A 15,173-nucleotide genomic window follows, 5' to 3' on the forward strand; every position below is an offset into this window, starting at 1 on the left:
TCTTACTCCATTCCCAGATATTTAAATCCAAGATTTGCGCCGAAACCAATGAGCTTGGCGGATATGCCCTTGCTCTTTATCCTGCGGATACGCTTAAAGATATTCCTGTAGGAATAGGTCTCCTTCCAGACGTAGCGGTAGATCTCTTCAAGCTCCTGTGGCGTCATTCCTGTAGGCTTAAACACCGCCTGGTGCTGGGTGTAGTTGGCCCAGTTCTTGTCGATGATCCTGCCCTCCTCATCCATCTTCTGGTACATCTCAGTTCCTGGGATTGGAGTGAGAATCGAGAACCTTGCAAGGTTAATGCCAAGTTCGTTCACCTGTCTTGGAAGGTCCATCAGGTCTTCTTTGGTGTCGTGGTCCATACCAAGAACGAAGCATCCATTTACCATGATGCCATGGTTCTTGATGTTCTCTATGGCCTCTTTATATCTGTCAGCTTTATTGAAGCCTTTACGAACTCCCATAAGTGCAGCCTGATTTAAGGATTCCAGGCCAACCAAAAGGCCGTTACATCCGCTCTCCTTGGCAAGTTCCAAAAGCTCTTCGTCAAATCCTACATCCACAGTGGCACTTCCAGCCCAGCGTATATGGAGCTTAGTTACTTCCTTCATGAGCTTAATGGAGTACTCCCTGTCTCCAAAAAAGTTTGGGTCAAAGAATATCACAATCTTACTCTTAAGGCTCTTTATCTCTGCTATTACATCCTCGATGGGTCTTGCTCCTGCCTCACGCCACATCTGACTTATGACGCAGTAGCTGCAGTGATTGGGACATCCAGGGTTCGCAACAACCGCCGGGTACTTGAGGTATTTCTTATGGGATATCTTGGATCTGTCGGGAGCCAGGATGTCTTTTCCCAGAACGCATCCACCCTCATATTTGGGCTTAGCGTTACCGTTCAAATAGTCAATTAAAAACTCAGGAATAGAATACTCACCCGGGCCCACAAACACGGTATCTGCATGTGCCTTCGCTTCATCAGGATTGTAAGTCGTGTGATATCCACCCAGACATACGTAAGTCCCCTTCTTCCTGAACGTATCAGCAATATCATAGCCCCTGCAGGCAGTAGGCGTAGTTATGGTGATCATCACCAGGTCATATTCTTTACTAAAGTCCACCCTCCTTGAGATTTCATCCAGTGCCTCGATCTCCCAGGTGGGCTGCTGTTTTTCAATTATGGCTGCTATAGTGCCAAGGGTCAGCGGCGGATAGGTAAACAGGCTCGAATACCTGCTCCTGTAACTCATATCCGTACTGTGCCAGGGCAAAACTAAAAGTACCTTCATTACTATCTTCCCATTTCAATAACGCTTATCACTCTTAATGATAACACAAAAAGCCTTGAAGCATCTCTGCTCCAAGGCTCTTACTCAGCTAAAATTGTCATCAATATAGCTATATACTGTCTTACGCGTGACATCTCTAGATATCACATCGCCAATCTCATGGTCCTTCTTTTGAAGGTTATATATTTCAGTAAAGCGTTCCTTACGGATCACTACTATCGGGTCGGAATAGAACAGCGTCCCTTCCTTGTCAAATTCACATATCTCGTATCCCAAAATCTTTTTTCTAACGTTGCAAGCCATCAAATTACTCCCAAGCTGGAATTGCCTTTATCTTTCTATTGTTCCAGATAGACAAAAGTGCCTCTTTATTATCTTTATACCAGGCGTCAATTACAGGCCTGACATACTTGGAAAAATCTCCCTGAATGATTCCATCAAATATTCCTATAGAACCTCTGACGTCATCATCAATGTAGTTGATATCTACTGCTGGCTCACCTTCAAATTCTGAATCGATAAAGACTTCCACATCACAGAACTCCGCGATTTTAACCATGGACTTTTTATGCGCTGTCTCAAGATAGTTAGACTTTTTTTCTGAAATCTTCTGGGCGTACTCCATCATATGTGCACGCTCAACGAAATCCATTCCGTTAAACATTTCAAGCAGAGCTCTCTCTTCTGTGCCCTTTGGGATAACCATGTAATCTACATCATTGCCCCTAGCACTATCCTCAGTAACACCGGACAAAAGAAACTCTGGAGTAACCTCAAGTGCAGCACAGATAGCCATGATCTTCTCAGATCCTGGATTAGTATTCTTCTTGCGCCAGTCGCTTATAGTAGTGGTCGCAATTCCCGTCCTGTCAGAAAACTCCTTCTGCGTCATTTTCTTTTCATCAAGTAAATGGAAGATCCTCTGCCCTATGGTCATAACATCCGCCTTTCGATTTGCAATATCGTTAATTACGGATATTATAAACCCTTGGGCAAATATCGTCAATTACGGATTTTGCCCAAGGGTGTTATTTCTTATCGCTTATGACCCGGTTCCGTTGTACTTCCTGGCACCCAGCATCCAGAACTTGTAGCTAAGATAAAAGAACAGCATTCCAAGAGCTGGTGAAAGGTATGACAGCAGCGGAATCTCGTCAGGCCTTAAGATCACCAATGCAGGATAATATGCGATAAACGCAATCGGTATCACAAAAGTAAAGATGATCTTAAAGAGCCCATCGAAGATACTTGCCGGGTATTTTGCATAGTCCTTGAATCTGAACATCAGAACCATCACATAACCTGACCTCTGGATCCAGAAGCAGGTAGCTGCTGCAAAGTTCATGATGGCTATCATGAACAGGGATGCAGTTATCAGCAGCAGTACAAGCTGCACCATGGTGATCACAGTTACCGGAATAGCCAGGTGGATCCACGCATATACCAGCACCATGATCCCAAATGCCAGCTGCCCCAGGCCTTTTACATCAAACACTTCAGAGATAAAGTAGAAAAATACGTTTATGGGGCGGAAACAGTATTTGATAAAATCACCAGATTCCACGGCGTAGCGAAGACTCCAGTTGTTGTCAAAAAGACACTGCAGGGGAGTCAGTGCAATAAGCGAAAAGCCGTAGAAGAACAACATCTCATAGTAGTTCCATCCATTGATGGATGGAAAGTTCTGAAACAGTATGTAAAAAGAGATAAACCCAACCGCATTGGTCATTATCATTCCGAAGGTGGAAATGATAAAGTCAGCGCGATAGCTCATCTTGCTCTTAAGGTCCTGGGCCAGGACCTTTCTATAGATACGGGCGTAAAATGCCAGTCCCCTCTTTGCCCTTAGTTCCATAGTCTCACTCATATTCATCAACCTCCGTTTACTGTAATTCTCTTAACGGATATATCCCAGAACATCCTAGATACCACAGAGAGCCCTGCGCACCACACAACCTGCATTCCCAGCATTGTCCACAGACCTGTGTCCATGGTGTATCCAGGCTTCTGAAGCAGAATGTTAAGAGGCGTATCGTAAATACACCTGAAGGGCATGCACTCTACCACTATCCTGAACTTCTCAGGGAAGAACACCAGCGGAATAGTTGCTCCGGAAAACAGCAGCACGATGCTCTCTTTTACTATGTTGATGCCCCAGGTTGATTCTGTATGCAGGCAGATTGTAGCCACAAACATTTCAATGTAAAAGTTCACCATCAGCGCCAGAACCACCGAGATCATAAAGAAGATGATGTTAAGGCCTATCTTTATTGCCCCTTTGGTGATAAAGAACACGATGATAAATGTAGGCAGGAAGGTGGTAAAAAAGGTCATCACATTCCTTCCAAAGTACTCGAAGAACTTAAGGCGCCTGTATTTAAGGGGCTTTAACAGATCAAGCACAATGGCACCTGACTGGATGGACCTGCTCATATCCCAGACGATGAACATCTCAAGGAAATTGAAAAGAGCTGTCGCCAGAACCAGGTAGATTATAGTATCTGAAAAGGTCATTCCATTTACTACCTCAGTCCCTGCGGAAGCATAGATAGCCTTCCACAGGTTATAAATGAGGGTGAGGTAAATGAGATTTCCAAAGATAGTTGCAAATGTTCCGAGCCTGAATTGCAGTTCCTGCATGATCCCAGCCCGGGTAAGTGCGCTGTATTTTCTCATCCCGCTACTCCTTCATATATTTTCTTGATGACTTCTTCTGTTGCGATCTCTTCAAGCTTGATATCCAGTATCTTTCCCTTCTTCTGATAATCAGAGATAACGCTCATGACATCAGTCTGGGACTCATCGATAACTTCTTCCTCCCAGACATCTCCCGGCATGCGAAGCTTAAGTGTCCTGTAGGATCCGTAGTAGGTCTTAAGATGCTCCATATCGTTGTCATAGATCATCTTGCCGTGGTCTATGATGACGATCCTCTCGCACAGTGCATCCACATCTCCCATATCGTGAGTTGTCAGGATTACTGTGGTATTTTTCCTTCTGTTCAGCTCTTTTATCAGCTCACGGATCTTGGCCTTCATGGAGACATCAAGGCCGATGGTTGGCTCATCCAGGAATACTATCTGGGGATTATGAAGGAACGCTGCAAGGATATCGCTAAGTGTTCTCTGCCCAAGAGACATCTGACGTACTGTCTTGTGAAGAAGGGGCTCAAGGTCCACAAGGCTCGTGTACAACTCCATCATCTCGTTGTACTCATCATCAGGGATAAGGTATATCTCTTTTAACAATTTAAAAGATTCAATAAGTGGCAGTGACCACCACAGCTGGCTTCTCTGTCCAAATACAACACCGATCTTCTCAGCATTTCTTGTGCGGTTCTTGTAAGGAACGCATCCGTTTACTATAAGCTCTCCGCGGCTTGGCTCAAGGACTCCCGTCATCATCTTAATGGTGGTGGACTTACCTGCTCCGTTTGGACCAAGGTATCCGACGATCTGCCCCTTTGGGATCTTGATGGAGATGTCATCAACAGCAGTTACAGTTCTGTAATCACGGGAAAAGAGATCACGGATACTTCCCATAAGTCCCTCGCGGCGGTTAAGCACCTTAAACTCCTTGGCTACACCGTTCATTACAATGGCGTACTCTTTTTCATTTTTCATAATGTATGCCTCCCCTCTTTTTGACATCCGATTTTTCGTCAAAAAATGTTGTAAATTTGTATAATAGGGATTATACTCTTTTTAAAACTAAAAAATACCAGTAAAATTACTTGTTTTTATAACAATCTTACATTGGAGGTGGAATATTGTGATACCTGAATACAAAGGACTTGTAAGAACAAATGAAGATGGATCCGAAATTATCAACTACGATGACCCCTCTTTTCCATCCTACATCTACGATGGATACGTATATAGCGGCTGTACCTGGGAGAAGGTTCCACACTTTCACAAGGACATTGAGCTCCTTAGTGTTCACTCCTCCTGTATGGGATATTCTGTAAATGGTAACAATATTTTCCTGGAAAGAGGAGATACTATTTTTGTAAATTCTGATCAGCTTCACTACTCCTATGCTGTACCTCCAAGGGAAGGGCGCTACATCATAGCTGTCCTTCACCCAAGGATCTTAAGCTCAAACTTTGCGGTGGAATCTAAGGCTATTATGCCTGTTACCAGCAATAAAAAAGTCCCTTACATCCATTTCCACAATGGAGACAGGGACGCAGCTGATCTACAGGATCTGATGTTTGAGCTTTATCGCAAAGACATGGGAAATGAGTTCCTTATCACCAAGACCTTTTTTGAAATCTGGGAGATCATCCTAAACCGTGTCAACGAGTCAGGTCAGTTCCTTCAGGACAACATAGTAAATCAGGACCTTCACAACGATGTTCTAAGAGCCATGATGAACTACGTTGACAAGAACTACATGAAGAACATCACACTGAATGAAGTGGCATCAGCTGGGGGAATAAGCAAGTCTCTGTGCAACTCTATCTTCAACAAATACACCCAGATGACCCCCATCGAGTACATCATGCACTACCGCACCAGAAAGGTTGCAGACCTTCTTCAGTCAGGAAATATGTCCATGTCGGAGATTGCGGAGCAGACGGGCTTTTCCAATGCCAGCTACATGGCTGAGACCTTCAAAAAGTTTTATCTGCTGTCTCCCCGTGAATACAAAAAGACCATGTCCACCACATAATAAATCAAAGAAAAATCCCGGATGTTTAATTTACATCCGGGATATCTGTATTATCCGTCATGACGCTCTCGTCGTACTGTTCAAACTTTCTGGCATACTGCCTGTATCCAATGTTCGCAATAAAATAGATAAATGCCCAGCGCTTGATGCGCCTGAAATCAAATCTCTTGAATATAGCCTTCCAGGAATAACAGGTCTTCCAGGCTCTGTCGATTCCTTCAAGAAGTTCCTCCTTGGTCATCTGTTTGGGCCTGTACACCACATGCTCAACATCATACAGCGCCCAGTTTCTCTCAGTTATCCTGCCCTCCTTTTCAAGCTCGGTATAGAAAGGTGTTCCAGGAAACGGAGTTATTATGGAGAACCTCGGAAGGTCGATCATGGAATCAAGGCACAGCTGGGAAGTCCTGTCAAAGACATCCTTGCCATCCTCATCGCTTCCAAAGGCAAAGCATCCCATTACGAGAATTCCGTGGTCGTGGAGCTTGTCCATAAGCCACTTGTAGTCGTTAACCTTGTTTACATTCTTATTGATATCCGTCTGGGTCTCCTGATTAACCGACTCAAATCCAAGTAAAAGTCCCTTGCAGCCGCTCTTCTTAAATATCTTTAATAGCTCATCGTTATGGCCAATTGCTGTAGTCGTAAGGCCAAACCACCATTTCTTAAGCGGTATCATGGCGGTGAACAGCTCTTTTGCATAGCTCACATCTGCGATAAGGTTAACATCCGGAAATATTACAAACTTACCCTTAAAGGTCTTGATCTCTGCGATGACATCCTCAACAGGGCGGGTTAAAACGCGCTGTCCAAAAGCTGCAGGATATGCGCAGAAGGTGCAGGAATGGTTGCATCCCCTTACGCACTCAACGGTGTTTAAGGTGATGTATCTGTCTTTTTTAAGAAGATCCTTGCGGGGAATAGGGCGGCCTGCAATAGATGGGCACACTCCAGCTTCGTCCCGGTAAAACTCCTTAAGCTCTCCCTTTTTTGCATCCTCTATGGCCTGCTTGAAGGTACGATCTCCAAGGCCCACCATAACTGCGTCCGCATGCTCTTTAGCTTCTTCTGGCAAAAGAGTTGGATGAACGCCGCCAATAAGTACCTTGATCCCGCGACTTCTAAAGTAGTCCGCATACTTGTAGCACCGCACCGCCGTTCCAGTGATGCTTGTTATGGCAACAACGTCCGCCTCAAGGTCAAGAGGGATAGGCTCTGCAGTCTCGTCGTAGATAACCACTTCCTCATCAGGAATAAGGGCCGCAAGAAGCGCCAGGGTGATGGGTGCATAATGAAGATTTTTATGAAACATCCCGTTGTAGCGGTGCATGGCACCAGCCGGGGACAAAAGAGCTACTCTCATGGTTACTCCTGTTAATAAGATTTAAAACGCTGCCTATTGCCAGGTCTCAGACCGAGATCAGCGATCCTACAGCCATTACAATGTACATCGCAAATACAAACACAACTGCTACCTTGCTGCTCTCCAGAGGCCTTATAACTGTCTTCTCCCTGCCCTTAGTGCAGATAAGATAGGTTGGTATCAGCATCAGGGATATGATAACTGCTACCGCTCCACCGGCGATCTTCATGTATTCAAGGAAGCCTCCAGGTAAAAGAAATGTAAGAAGCAGGGCCGGAATTGTAGCAAGGGCAAAGCTTATGCCAAAGGTCCTCTTGGTCTCACTGGATATCATGTTGGTTGTAGCAAGTCCAATTGACCAGTAGGAGGTGAACATGGCAAGCAGGATAAACACTGAACCAAGAACCTGTATCACTCCTCCAACGGCTGCTGCCCAGCCAACTATAGCTACCTTGGTAACTTCCGCCGAGGTGATGATGGCGCAGACGGTCACCACAACTGATATTGCCATATTTATGAGAAATCCAAGGAAAATGGACTTTCTTATTTTCTTAACATCACTATCTAATATTTCAATTGCCTGAGGCACTGCAAATATGGCAGAAAAGGAGAACATTATCATACTGAAGGTGGCTGCAAAACCGCCGGCAGCTGATAGCTCTTTTGCCCCAAAAGCACTAAATGAAAAGTCTGGATTAACGTTCCTGATTGAGATAAACAGTGCCACCAGAAGGATCACTCCCATGGCTGAAACCGTGTACTTCTCACCGATTGAGATAGCCCGAAGGCCAAGAAGAACCAGCACTGCTGCCAGTCCGTAGAAAACTATTCCAAGTATGATATGTGGCACATTAGGAAAAAATACCGCAAGAATGTCCGTTGCTCCTGCGATATAGGCAGCAAGATTGGTCACCAGGACCACTGCCATGATGATAAAGAAAGCTATCTTGAAGACGTTCTTAAAACGCCCCCTGAACAGATATGTATTAAAGGAACTTAAGATGTCTGCAGTATCTCCAGTATTTATCATGATCTGGGCGATCATCAGATGAAGCAGGACGCTGACCACATAGGCAGTAGCAAATGCAATGATACCTGATACGGCTCCCACCCTGCTAACAAAGTAGGGTATTGCCATAACTCCACTGCCTATGCCATTTCCTGCAACTATCGCCGCCGCTGTAAAAACTGACTTGTCTTTTGTCATTTCCTCATCCACCATTAGAAGCATTCTTATCTACAATAATAGCACAGAAAAAGAGCCCACTTAAGTGAGCTCCTTCCAAATACACTTCAAAATCTTAGTCAACACCCTGAACCATAGGAACAACGCTGCCGCCATAGGGAATTACGTAAACCGTCTTATCAGTAAAATCAATTCCCTTAACGAAATCCGTAGCATCTGTATAACCCTGCATTCCCATAGGTCCTGTGGTGTCATTCTCAATTGTTGTCATTATCCTGCACTCGCCCTTTTTCAGGGTCTCAACAGTCAGGTAAAATATAAATCCGCCGATAGTAAAGTCTGCTCTAAGAGCGCTATCAAGGCGATCCTCCTTAAGAGGCTCAAGCCACGCTGTATAGTCAGGCGCTCCGCACCCCTCAGGGCACTTACAAAGCCACAGCATCTGGCCTCCCTCTTTCATGGCGCGCATACCGTTCATCATGCCCTTGCATCCCTGATACAGGTTCATGTCCTTGGGGGCTCCGCCACTGGATACAATGACGATATCAGCCTCGTGGTCGATCCACTTCTCGTAGCATTTCTTCTGGAAAAGGCAGCTCTCCTTCCAGGCTTCGTACAGATCTCCGCCAAAAAGTCCGCTGAATTTGCCGCTTGTAGCCACAACTATATTGATACCATAAGCAACCTCCACAAGGGCTGCTGCCTCGTTCATATCTTCGTTAATAGGATTATTCTCCAAAAGTGCACATCCAACTCTTGGGTCAGAATGAGCAATATTTGGGTCAAGTGCCCTCTGGTGGTTCTGCCTTACAGTCTGCCTTGAAGCAACTCCAGGCAGGATGTTCTTTCTTCCGCCGCCAAAGCCAGCCATCATGTGATGCACAGTTCCGCCAACAACAATGACCTTGCGGCCAACAATAAGAGGATTTACCCTGACTTCTGTGCCCCTTGATGTGGTTCCAACATAGGTACACTCACCGTCGCAGTCGTGGTCCACTACTGTGACATTTGAGTACATGTATGAACCGGCGATGATCTCTTTTTCCTGCTCAGAGGACTTGCGGTGGGTACCAAGTGCAATGAGAACTGTGATGTTCTCAAAGGGTACCTTCATCTCGTCGTGAAGGTAATGACCAAGGAGAGTTAAGATATCACCCTGATGCATCCAGCTCCTTGTGATGTCAGATACAACGATGGTTACCTGGTCAGAAGCGCTTACCTTATCCTTAAGCGGCGCAGAGCCAATAGCTCCCTCTTCCACGCAGGCCCTGAAAGCCTCTGCTACGTCCTCGATCTCAGGCATCGCATCGGGATTTAACACCTCCACAGACTTAGCGCCCTTAACCTCTATCTCCACCGTCTCGGTTCCATATTTCATCTTAGCTGTATAATCCATAACTGCCTCTTTTCAAACAAATCTAAGGGCCATAGCTCACTTAAGGAAAAGAGCTGTCACCACAATAAGCCCTATCAGCACAAGGACTGTAATAAGGTCCCTTGCGCCAAATGGATACTCCTTGTATCCGCTCTTGTAGCCCCTTAGCTCAAAGCCTCGCATCTCAGCTGACATGGCAGAAACATCTACCTTCTTTAGGCTGGATACCAGAAGCGGCACGCACAGCGGCGCAATGAGCTGTAACTTCCTGAAAATGTTTTTAGTATCAAAGTCCACACCCCTTGCCTTCTGGGCATCCTGGATGTCGTGGAACTCTGTAGCAAAGATCGGTACAAATCTAAATGCCGTAGTAACAATAAACGCATACCTGTAGGGCAGATGAACCCTCTTAACAAGGGCATTGCACAGGTCATTCATCTGGGTAATTGCAAACAGGAGCATAAGTGGAAGCATCGCTGCAATAACTCTTAGGGACAGCAAAAGTGCGCTCTTAAGTCCCCCTGTTGTGAACAGCACAAATCCGCCGATCACGCAAAGAGGATCTCCTGTTCTTACGAAAAAGAGCTGTATCACGAACATGATAAGTCCCAGCAGCATCAGGTTTCTGGTCAGGAAAAGAGCTCTTTTCGCAATGCCAGCTGTTGCTGATATAAGGATCATAAGTACGATAAATCCAATCTCTGCAAAAACGTTGTTGCAGATAATTGCTGCAATACCATAAAGGAAAGCTGCAAGAAGCTTGGTCACAGGATTTAACCTATGGAGGAAGCTGTCACCTGGAACGTAATTTAACAGGTTCATAGTGCACCTCCCTTCCCCGCTTTAGCACGAAGGGCATCAAGCATCTCTTCTACTGTAAATACATCCTTAAACTCATCACCAAATCGAAGAGCAAGCTCCGGGATCTGAGCTGGAAGGACTCTCGCCTTTTTAAGGACATCCATGTTCTTCATGATCTCGTTGGTAGGTCCCTGTCCAAGAATCTTGCCATGGTTGAGTACAAGGACGTTCCTTGCATAGGACTGAACCAGCTCCATATCATGGCTGACCATGAGAATGGTTGTGCCCTTCTCCTTGTTGAGGCGGGTCACATAATCCATGATCCTGATACACTCAAGGTAATCAAGACCTGTTGTGGGCTCATCCAGGATCAAGAGTCCTGGCTCACACACAAGTACGCTGGCAAGAGCTATTCTCTGGCGCTCACCGCGGCTCCTTGAAAATGGGAACCACTCAGGGTCAAGGTCGAAGGTCTTAATGATCCTATCTACTCTTCCCTCTATCTCATCGGTTGGCCACCCCTGGGCCTTCATGGAAAATGCTATCTCATCCTTAACTGTGTTCTCGCAGATCTGACGATCAGGATTCTGGAAAAGAAATCCACAGTCCCTTGCAAGAGCGCTGGAAGGAGTTTTTAACGTATCCTTGCCATTTAAATATACGTGACCCCTGGTTGGATGTAAAAGTCCGTTTGTAAGGCGGCTGATGGTGCTCTTTCCTGCTCCATTGGCGCCGATAAGTGCTACGAAATCTCCCTTCTCAATGTGGAAGGTAAGGTCATCTAAAATTGGTCTTTTTTCGGAGTATCCGAATGTCACATTTTCAAAACGTATCATCCAAGTATCCTCCTGACCATTTTTTCAGCATCGTCCACCGTAAGAGTAACTTCTCCGTCATATATCTTTTCCCTGATAAGTCCTGCGGAGAGCTCTGTAACACGTGGTACGTTGATGCCAAGTTCCTTAAAGGTTTCAATAGAAGAAACCATATCCCTTGGTGTTCCATAGAAGGCGATATGGCCCTTGTCCAAAACCATCATATGTTTAACATACTCGCAAAGGAGCATGATCTTTTGCTCGACTATGACTACTGTGATGCCCTTCTCCCTGTTAAGCCTTGTTAAGATCCTGAAGATCTCGCGGCTGCTCTCAGGGTCCAGTTCTCCTGTGGGCTCATCAAGTACTATAACTTCTGGCTCCAGGGCCAGCATTGATGCTATTGCGACCTTCTGCTTTTGTCCGCCGGAGAGGCTTGAAATCTCTCTATCACGAAGGTCCTCTATTCCAAGCTCCTTAAGAACTCTGTCCACACGCTCCTCAATCTCTTCATGAGGTACGCCAAAGTTCTCAAGGCCAAAAAGGATCTCATCCTCAACTACAGAAGCAACCATCTGTGAGTCAATGTCCTGGAAAACCTCACCAACGGTCCTTGCAAACTCTTCTGCGTGATGCTCTGCTGTGTCCTTGCCGTTAATTGTGACAGCACCGTAGAAATCCCCTTTTATCTTCTGAGGGATGATACCGTTTAATGCAAAAGTAAACGTAGTTTTACCGGCACCAGAAGTGCCGGTAATTCCTACGAAGTCTCCATCTTCAATCTCAATGTTTATGCCATCAAGGGCAGCTGTCTTACTATTCTGATATACAAATCCTAAATCTTTAACTGAGATCATTCTGTTTCTTTATTCCCCATAACTTTATTAACAGGAATGCTAAGTACTGTAACGATAACCATGTTGAGAAGTGCAGTTACTACAGTAACGATTGCCATGCTTACAAACTGTGCGCCTGGCATTGGCTTAGCATAGGTAAGTGCTGCAAGACCGATGAATGCGAAGCCTGAGATAAGTGTTGCAAAGAATGTGCATACTACAGGCTTGATGTACTTAGGAAGTGCAAGTCTGATAAGAAGGCACATAGCGATTGCTCCAAGTGTCTCAGAGCCAAGTCCAAGCCATGGCATTGATGTGCCAATCTGTGAGATAGCACCTGAAATAAGACCGATGGCTGCAGCCTCTTTAAGGTTTGGCTTAATGATGAAAATAGCCAGACAATATGTTGCGATAAGGAAGTTAGGATGCATGTTGCCAAGGGCAATAACTCCAGCGAACATTCTAAGAACGATGCCCACTGCCATCATAACTCCTACAAGGATCAGGTTCCTGGTGTTAGCAAGACCTTTCTTTTCCTCAACTAATACTTCTCTCTTTGTGCTCTGTACGTCCATTTTAAATCCTCCTTGCCATATATGGCCACCATAATGTTTTACACAGGGAAGATTTTTGTAATAAAAAATCCTGTCCCTGTATGAGTTTCATACAAGGACAGGAGTTATAATCCTGCGGTGCCACCTTGTTTATCGGAAAAATCCGATCTCTCATGAGAAAGCTATCACTTCCTCGACTCTGTAACGGGAGTTCCCGTCGAATACTACTCTGGTCAGACCATTTTGCTTCGCCCTCAAAAGCCCATTCCTTCATCCATCCGCTGCGCCCTCTCACCACCGGGCACTCTCTGTGAGTTTCATAAACGAAGTACTCTTCTTTCTCTTAGGTTTAACACATTGTAGCAATAAAGTCCAAAAGATGTCAACCTTATTTTTATTTTTCTGCGCTATCCCCTACGATCTCCCCCTTGGTATCTACTGCTTCTGCATCGCGAAGCGCCTGCTTTGCTGCTCTCTCAAGTTTGCCAAGTCTTGAGATAGTCCACAGGTTTGAGATGCCATCGTAGAGAAGGAACCCACCAATTAACTTTATCAGTAGCTCTTTTGCCACAGATGGATAGAACAAAAGAAATGCTCCAAGCCCCACAGTGATGATCGCCAAAATAAGCGATATCCACCAATATGCGTATTTATAACGGATAAGTGAGATTGTCTGCCACAGATTCATAAGTCCGCTAAGGAAAATGAACACTCCAAAGAGCTTTGGAATAAGGTCTGTGAAAGTGTCCGGCTTAAGGAATATCCAGACGCCGATGGCAGCAACTACAACTCCGAGAGCAAAGCCTCCGGACATGGCCAGTGTCTTTTCCTTATGTATGAAATAACTTATGACCATTACAGCTCCTGCAAGGATCAAAAGGACAGCCAGCGCCCTTGCCATGATAACAAGGCTTGCATTGCTCCAGAAGATCAAGACAGCGCCAATACCTATCATGATCAGCGCCTCTATGATATGATTCCATTTAAGAGATTTTAGTCTTTCCATCATTGTAAACCTCCTCAAAAGTTATCATTATAATGATAACATAATATTAATCAATCGTGGATTTCTTTATGGAGCTTTTATGGTATACTAAAATGCAATCAATTTATGGAGAAAAGAGCTATGGTAATAAAAAATGTAAACCTTGAAACGGTCTGTGGAATCACCAGTACACTGCCTGATAACCAGCATCCTGAGTTTGCTTTTGCCGGCAAGAGTAACGTCGGAAAGAGCTCTCTGATAAATGGCATAATGAACCGCAAGAACTATGCCCGCACTTCTCAGGAGCCAGGTAAGACCCAGACCATCAACTACTACAATATAAACAATGAATTCTATCTGGTGGACCTTCCAGGCTACGGCTTTGCAAGGGTGCCAGAGAAGGTCAAGGCACAGTGGGGCAAGATGGTAGAGAGATACCTTCACACTTCCAAACAGCTCCTTAGGGTATTCCTTCTTATCGATATCCGCCATGAGCCATCAGCCAACGACGTTCAGATGTATCAGTGGATCGTGCATCAGGGCTTCCAGCCTGTGATCATCGCCACCAAATCTGACAAGATCAAAAAGAGTCAGCATGAAAAGCACCTTAACATGCTTCGCCAGGCTCTTGGTCTTCCTGATGATGTAAGGATCTTCCCTTACTCAGCTCTTTCCAAGGAAGGCCGCGATGACATCTATGATTTCATGGATGAACTCCTTTCAGGAGACTCTGCTCAGGAAGGGGAAACTGAGCAGTAATAAAAAGCATGACAACCAGTCAGTCAGAAAGGAAACAGTATGAAAAAAGTAAAGAACAGTAACAAAACGGGGATAATATTGGGAGGAGTAATAGTAGCGCTTCTGGCTGCTGTAGTATTTATAGCTTCTCTTTTATTGGAATCCTACAGGATCAGACAGTTTAAGGTAGATGTATTCGTCCTTTGCAACGAATCAGATATCTGCGTAGCGGACGGACCAGATGGCCACGTAAAGGTCCACGACGACAACCTTCCAGCCATCTACTCCATTCTTTCAAAGGCCCATGGCAAGGTGGATCCTTCAGATGAAGATCCAGTAAGGTCTCTAAATCTTGAATTTGAATGCCACGAAGAGACCTGGAACATGAGAATCGACGAGCTAAATACAGATGTCGTAAGAGTAACTCTTTCAGGTCCTGAGAATAAATCAATGTGCTTTTCAAACAGAGGCGCCTATAACGAATACGCCCAGGCAGTATCCTTAAAGGGCTACAACAAACCAAATAAAGCTTTAGGCAAATAAAAAACAGGGCT

At 45.1% G+C, this 15,173-nt stretch carries 17 protein-coding genes and 1 other annotated feature; of the genes, 3 read left to right on the forward strand and 14 right to left on the reverse strand.

Annotated elements, in window-relative coordinates; translation table 11 throughout:
* Positions 1-2: 2 nt before the first annotated feature.
* From D6855_RS05975 to D6855_RS06000, 6 genes are all read right to left on the reverse strand, one after another.
* Positions 3-1,292 (reverse strand): B12-binding domain-containing radical SAM protein, encoded by a 1,290-nt coding sequence (locus tag D6855_RS05975; protein WP_199712405.1) that lies wholly within the window; start codon positions 1,290-1,292, stop codon positions 3-5.
* Positions 1,293-1,376: 84 nt separating this feature from the next.
* Positions 1,377-1,595: a hypothetical protein gene (locus tag D6855_RS05980; protein WP_120739039.1), complete on the reverse strand. Its 219-nt coding sequence runs from the start codon at positions 1,593-1,595 to the stop codon at positions 1,377-1,379.
* Positions 1,596-1,599: 4 nt separating this feature from the next.
* Positions 1,600-2,229, reverse strand: a complete 630-nt coding sequence (locus tag D6855_RS05985) for a helix-turn-helix domain-containing protein (RefSeq protein ID WP_120739041.1) — start codon at positions 2,227-2,229, stop codon at positions 1,600-1,602.
* A 105-nt stretch (positions 2,230-2,334) separates the two neighbouring features.
* Positions 2,335-3,159: an ABC transporter permease gene (locus tag D6855_RS05990; RefSeq protein WP_243111815.1), complete on the reverse strand. Its 825-nt coding sequence runs from the start codon at positions 3,157-3,159 to the stop codon at positions 2,335-2,337.
* Positions 3,160-3,164: 5 nt separating this feature from the next.
* Positions 3,165-3,968, reverse strand: a complete 804-nt coding sequence (locus D6855_RS05995; protein ID WP_120739043.1) for an ABC transporter permease — start codon at positions 3,966-3,968, stop codon at positions 3,165-3,167.
* Positions 3,965-4,915, reverse strand: coding sequence for an ABC transporter ATP-binding protein (locus D6855_RS06000; RefSeq protein ID WP_243111816.1), 951 nt, complete (start codon positions 4,913-4,915; stop codon positions 3,965-3,967). Before D6855_RS06000 ends, D6855_RS05995 begins: the two co-directional genes overlap by 4 nt.
* A gap of 148 nt (positions 4,916-5,063) precedes the next feature.
* Between D6855_RS06000 and D6855_RS06005 the strand changes: the two genes are divergently transcribed.
* A complete protein-coding gene (locus tag D6855_RS06005; protein ID WP_120739045.1) occupies positions 5,064-5,966 on the forward strand; it encodes a helix-turn-helix domain-containing protein in 903 nt (300 codons plus the stop codon).
* A 25-nt stretch (positions 5,967-5,991) separates the two neighbouring features.
* On the opposite strand, the gene D6855_RS06010 is transcribed toward D6855_RS06005, so the two are convergent.
* The 8 genes from D6855_RS06010 to D6855_RS06050 all read right to left on the reverse strand — a co-directional run bounded on the left by D6855_RS06010 (position 5,992) and on the right by D6855_RS06050 (position 13,905).
* Positions 5,992-7,329, reverse strand: a complete 1,338-nt coding sequence (locus tag D6855_RS06010) for a B12-binding domain-containing radical SAM protein (protein WP_120739046.1) — start codon at positions 7,327-7,329, stop codon at positions 5,992-5,994.
* A 46-nt stretch (positions 7,330-7,375) separates the two neighbouring features.
* Positions 7,376-8,536, reverse strand: coding sequence for an aromatic amino acid transport family protein (locus D6855_RS06015; RefSeq protein WP_158589480.1), 1,161 nt, complete (start codon positions 8,534-8,536; stop codon positions 7,376-7,378).
* 94 nt (positions 8,537-8,630) lie between these two features.
* On the reverse strand, positions 8,631-9,911 hold the full coding sequence (gene larA, locus D6855_RS06020) for a nickel-dependent lactate racemase (RefSeq protein ID WP_120739050.1): 1,281 nt from the start codon (positions 9,909-9,911) through the stop codon (positions 8,631-8,633).
* Between the two features lie 36 nt (positions 9,912-9,947).
* Positions 9,948-10,712 carry an energy-coupling factor transporter transmembrane component T family protein gene (locus tag D6855_RS06025; RefSeq protein ID WP_120739052.1) on the reverse strand — a complete coding sequence of 255 codons (765 nt, stop codon included), beginning with the start codon at positions 10,710-10,712 and terminating at the stop codon, positions 9,948-9,950.
* Positions 10,709-11,527 carry an energy-coupling factor ABC transporter ATP-binding protein gene (locus D6855_RS06030; RefSeq protein ID WP_120739054.1) on the reverse strand — a complete coding sequence of 273 codons (819 nt, stop codon included), beginning with the start codon at positions 11,525-11,527 and terminating at the stop codon, positions 10,709-10,711. Before D6855_RS06030 ends, D6855_RS06025 begins: the two co-directional genes overlap by 4 nt.
* Positions 11,524-12,363, reverse strand: coding sequence for an energy-coupling factor ABC transporter ATP-binding protein (locus D6855_RS06035; RefSeq protein WP_120739056.1), 840 nt, complete (start codon positions 12,361-12,363; stop codon positions 11,524-11,526). Before D6855_RS06035 ends, D6855_RS06030 begins: the two co-directional genes overlap by 4 nt.
* Positions 12,360-12,917 (reverse strand): hypothetical protein, encoded by a 558-nt coding sequence (locus tag D6855_RS06040; RefSeq protein WP_120739058.1) that lies wholly within the window; start codon positions 12,915-12,917, stop codon positions 12,360-12,362. Before D6855_RS06040 ends, D6855_RS06035 begins: the two co-directional genes overlap by 4 nt.
* 90 nt (positions 12,918-13,007) lie before the next feature.
* Positions 13,008-13,250: a binding site (T-box leader), on the reverse strand.
* Positions 13,251-13,290: 40 nt separating this feature from the next.
* Positions 13,291-13,905: an HdeD family acid-resistance protein gene (locus D6855_RS06050; RefSeq protein WP_120739062.1), complete on the reverse strand. Its 615-nt coding sequence runs from the start codon at positions 13,903-13,905 to the stop codon at positions 13,291-13,293.
* Between the two features lie 117 nt (positions 13,906-14,022).
* Here D6855_RS06050 and yihA point away from each other — a divergent pair, with 117 nt between their 5' ends.
* Both yihA and D6855_RS06060 read left to right on the forward strand, forming a co-directional pair.
* The gene (yihA, locus tag D6855_RS06055; RefSeq protein WP_243111817.1) at positions 14,023-14,640 is read left to right on the forward strand and encodes a ribosome biogenesis GTP-binding protein YihA/YsxC; all 618 of its coding nucleotides are present in this window, start codon (positions 14,023-14,025) and stop codon (positions 14,638-14,640) included.
* A 39-nt stretch (positions 14,641-14,679) separates the two neighbouring features.
* Entirely contained in the window at positions 14,680-15,162 is a 483-nt protein-coding gene (locus tag D6855_RS06060) for a hypothetical protein (RefSeq protein ID WP_120739066.1), read from the forward strand.
* Positions 15,163-15,173 lie beyond the last annotated feature (11 nt).

The sequence above is a fragment of the Butyrivibrio sp. CB08 genome (assembly GCF_003625485.1).
Lineage (GTDB): Bacteria > Bacillota > Clostridia > Lachnospirales > Lachnospiraceae > Butyrivibrio.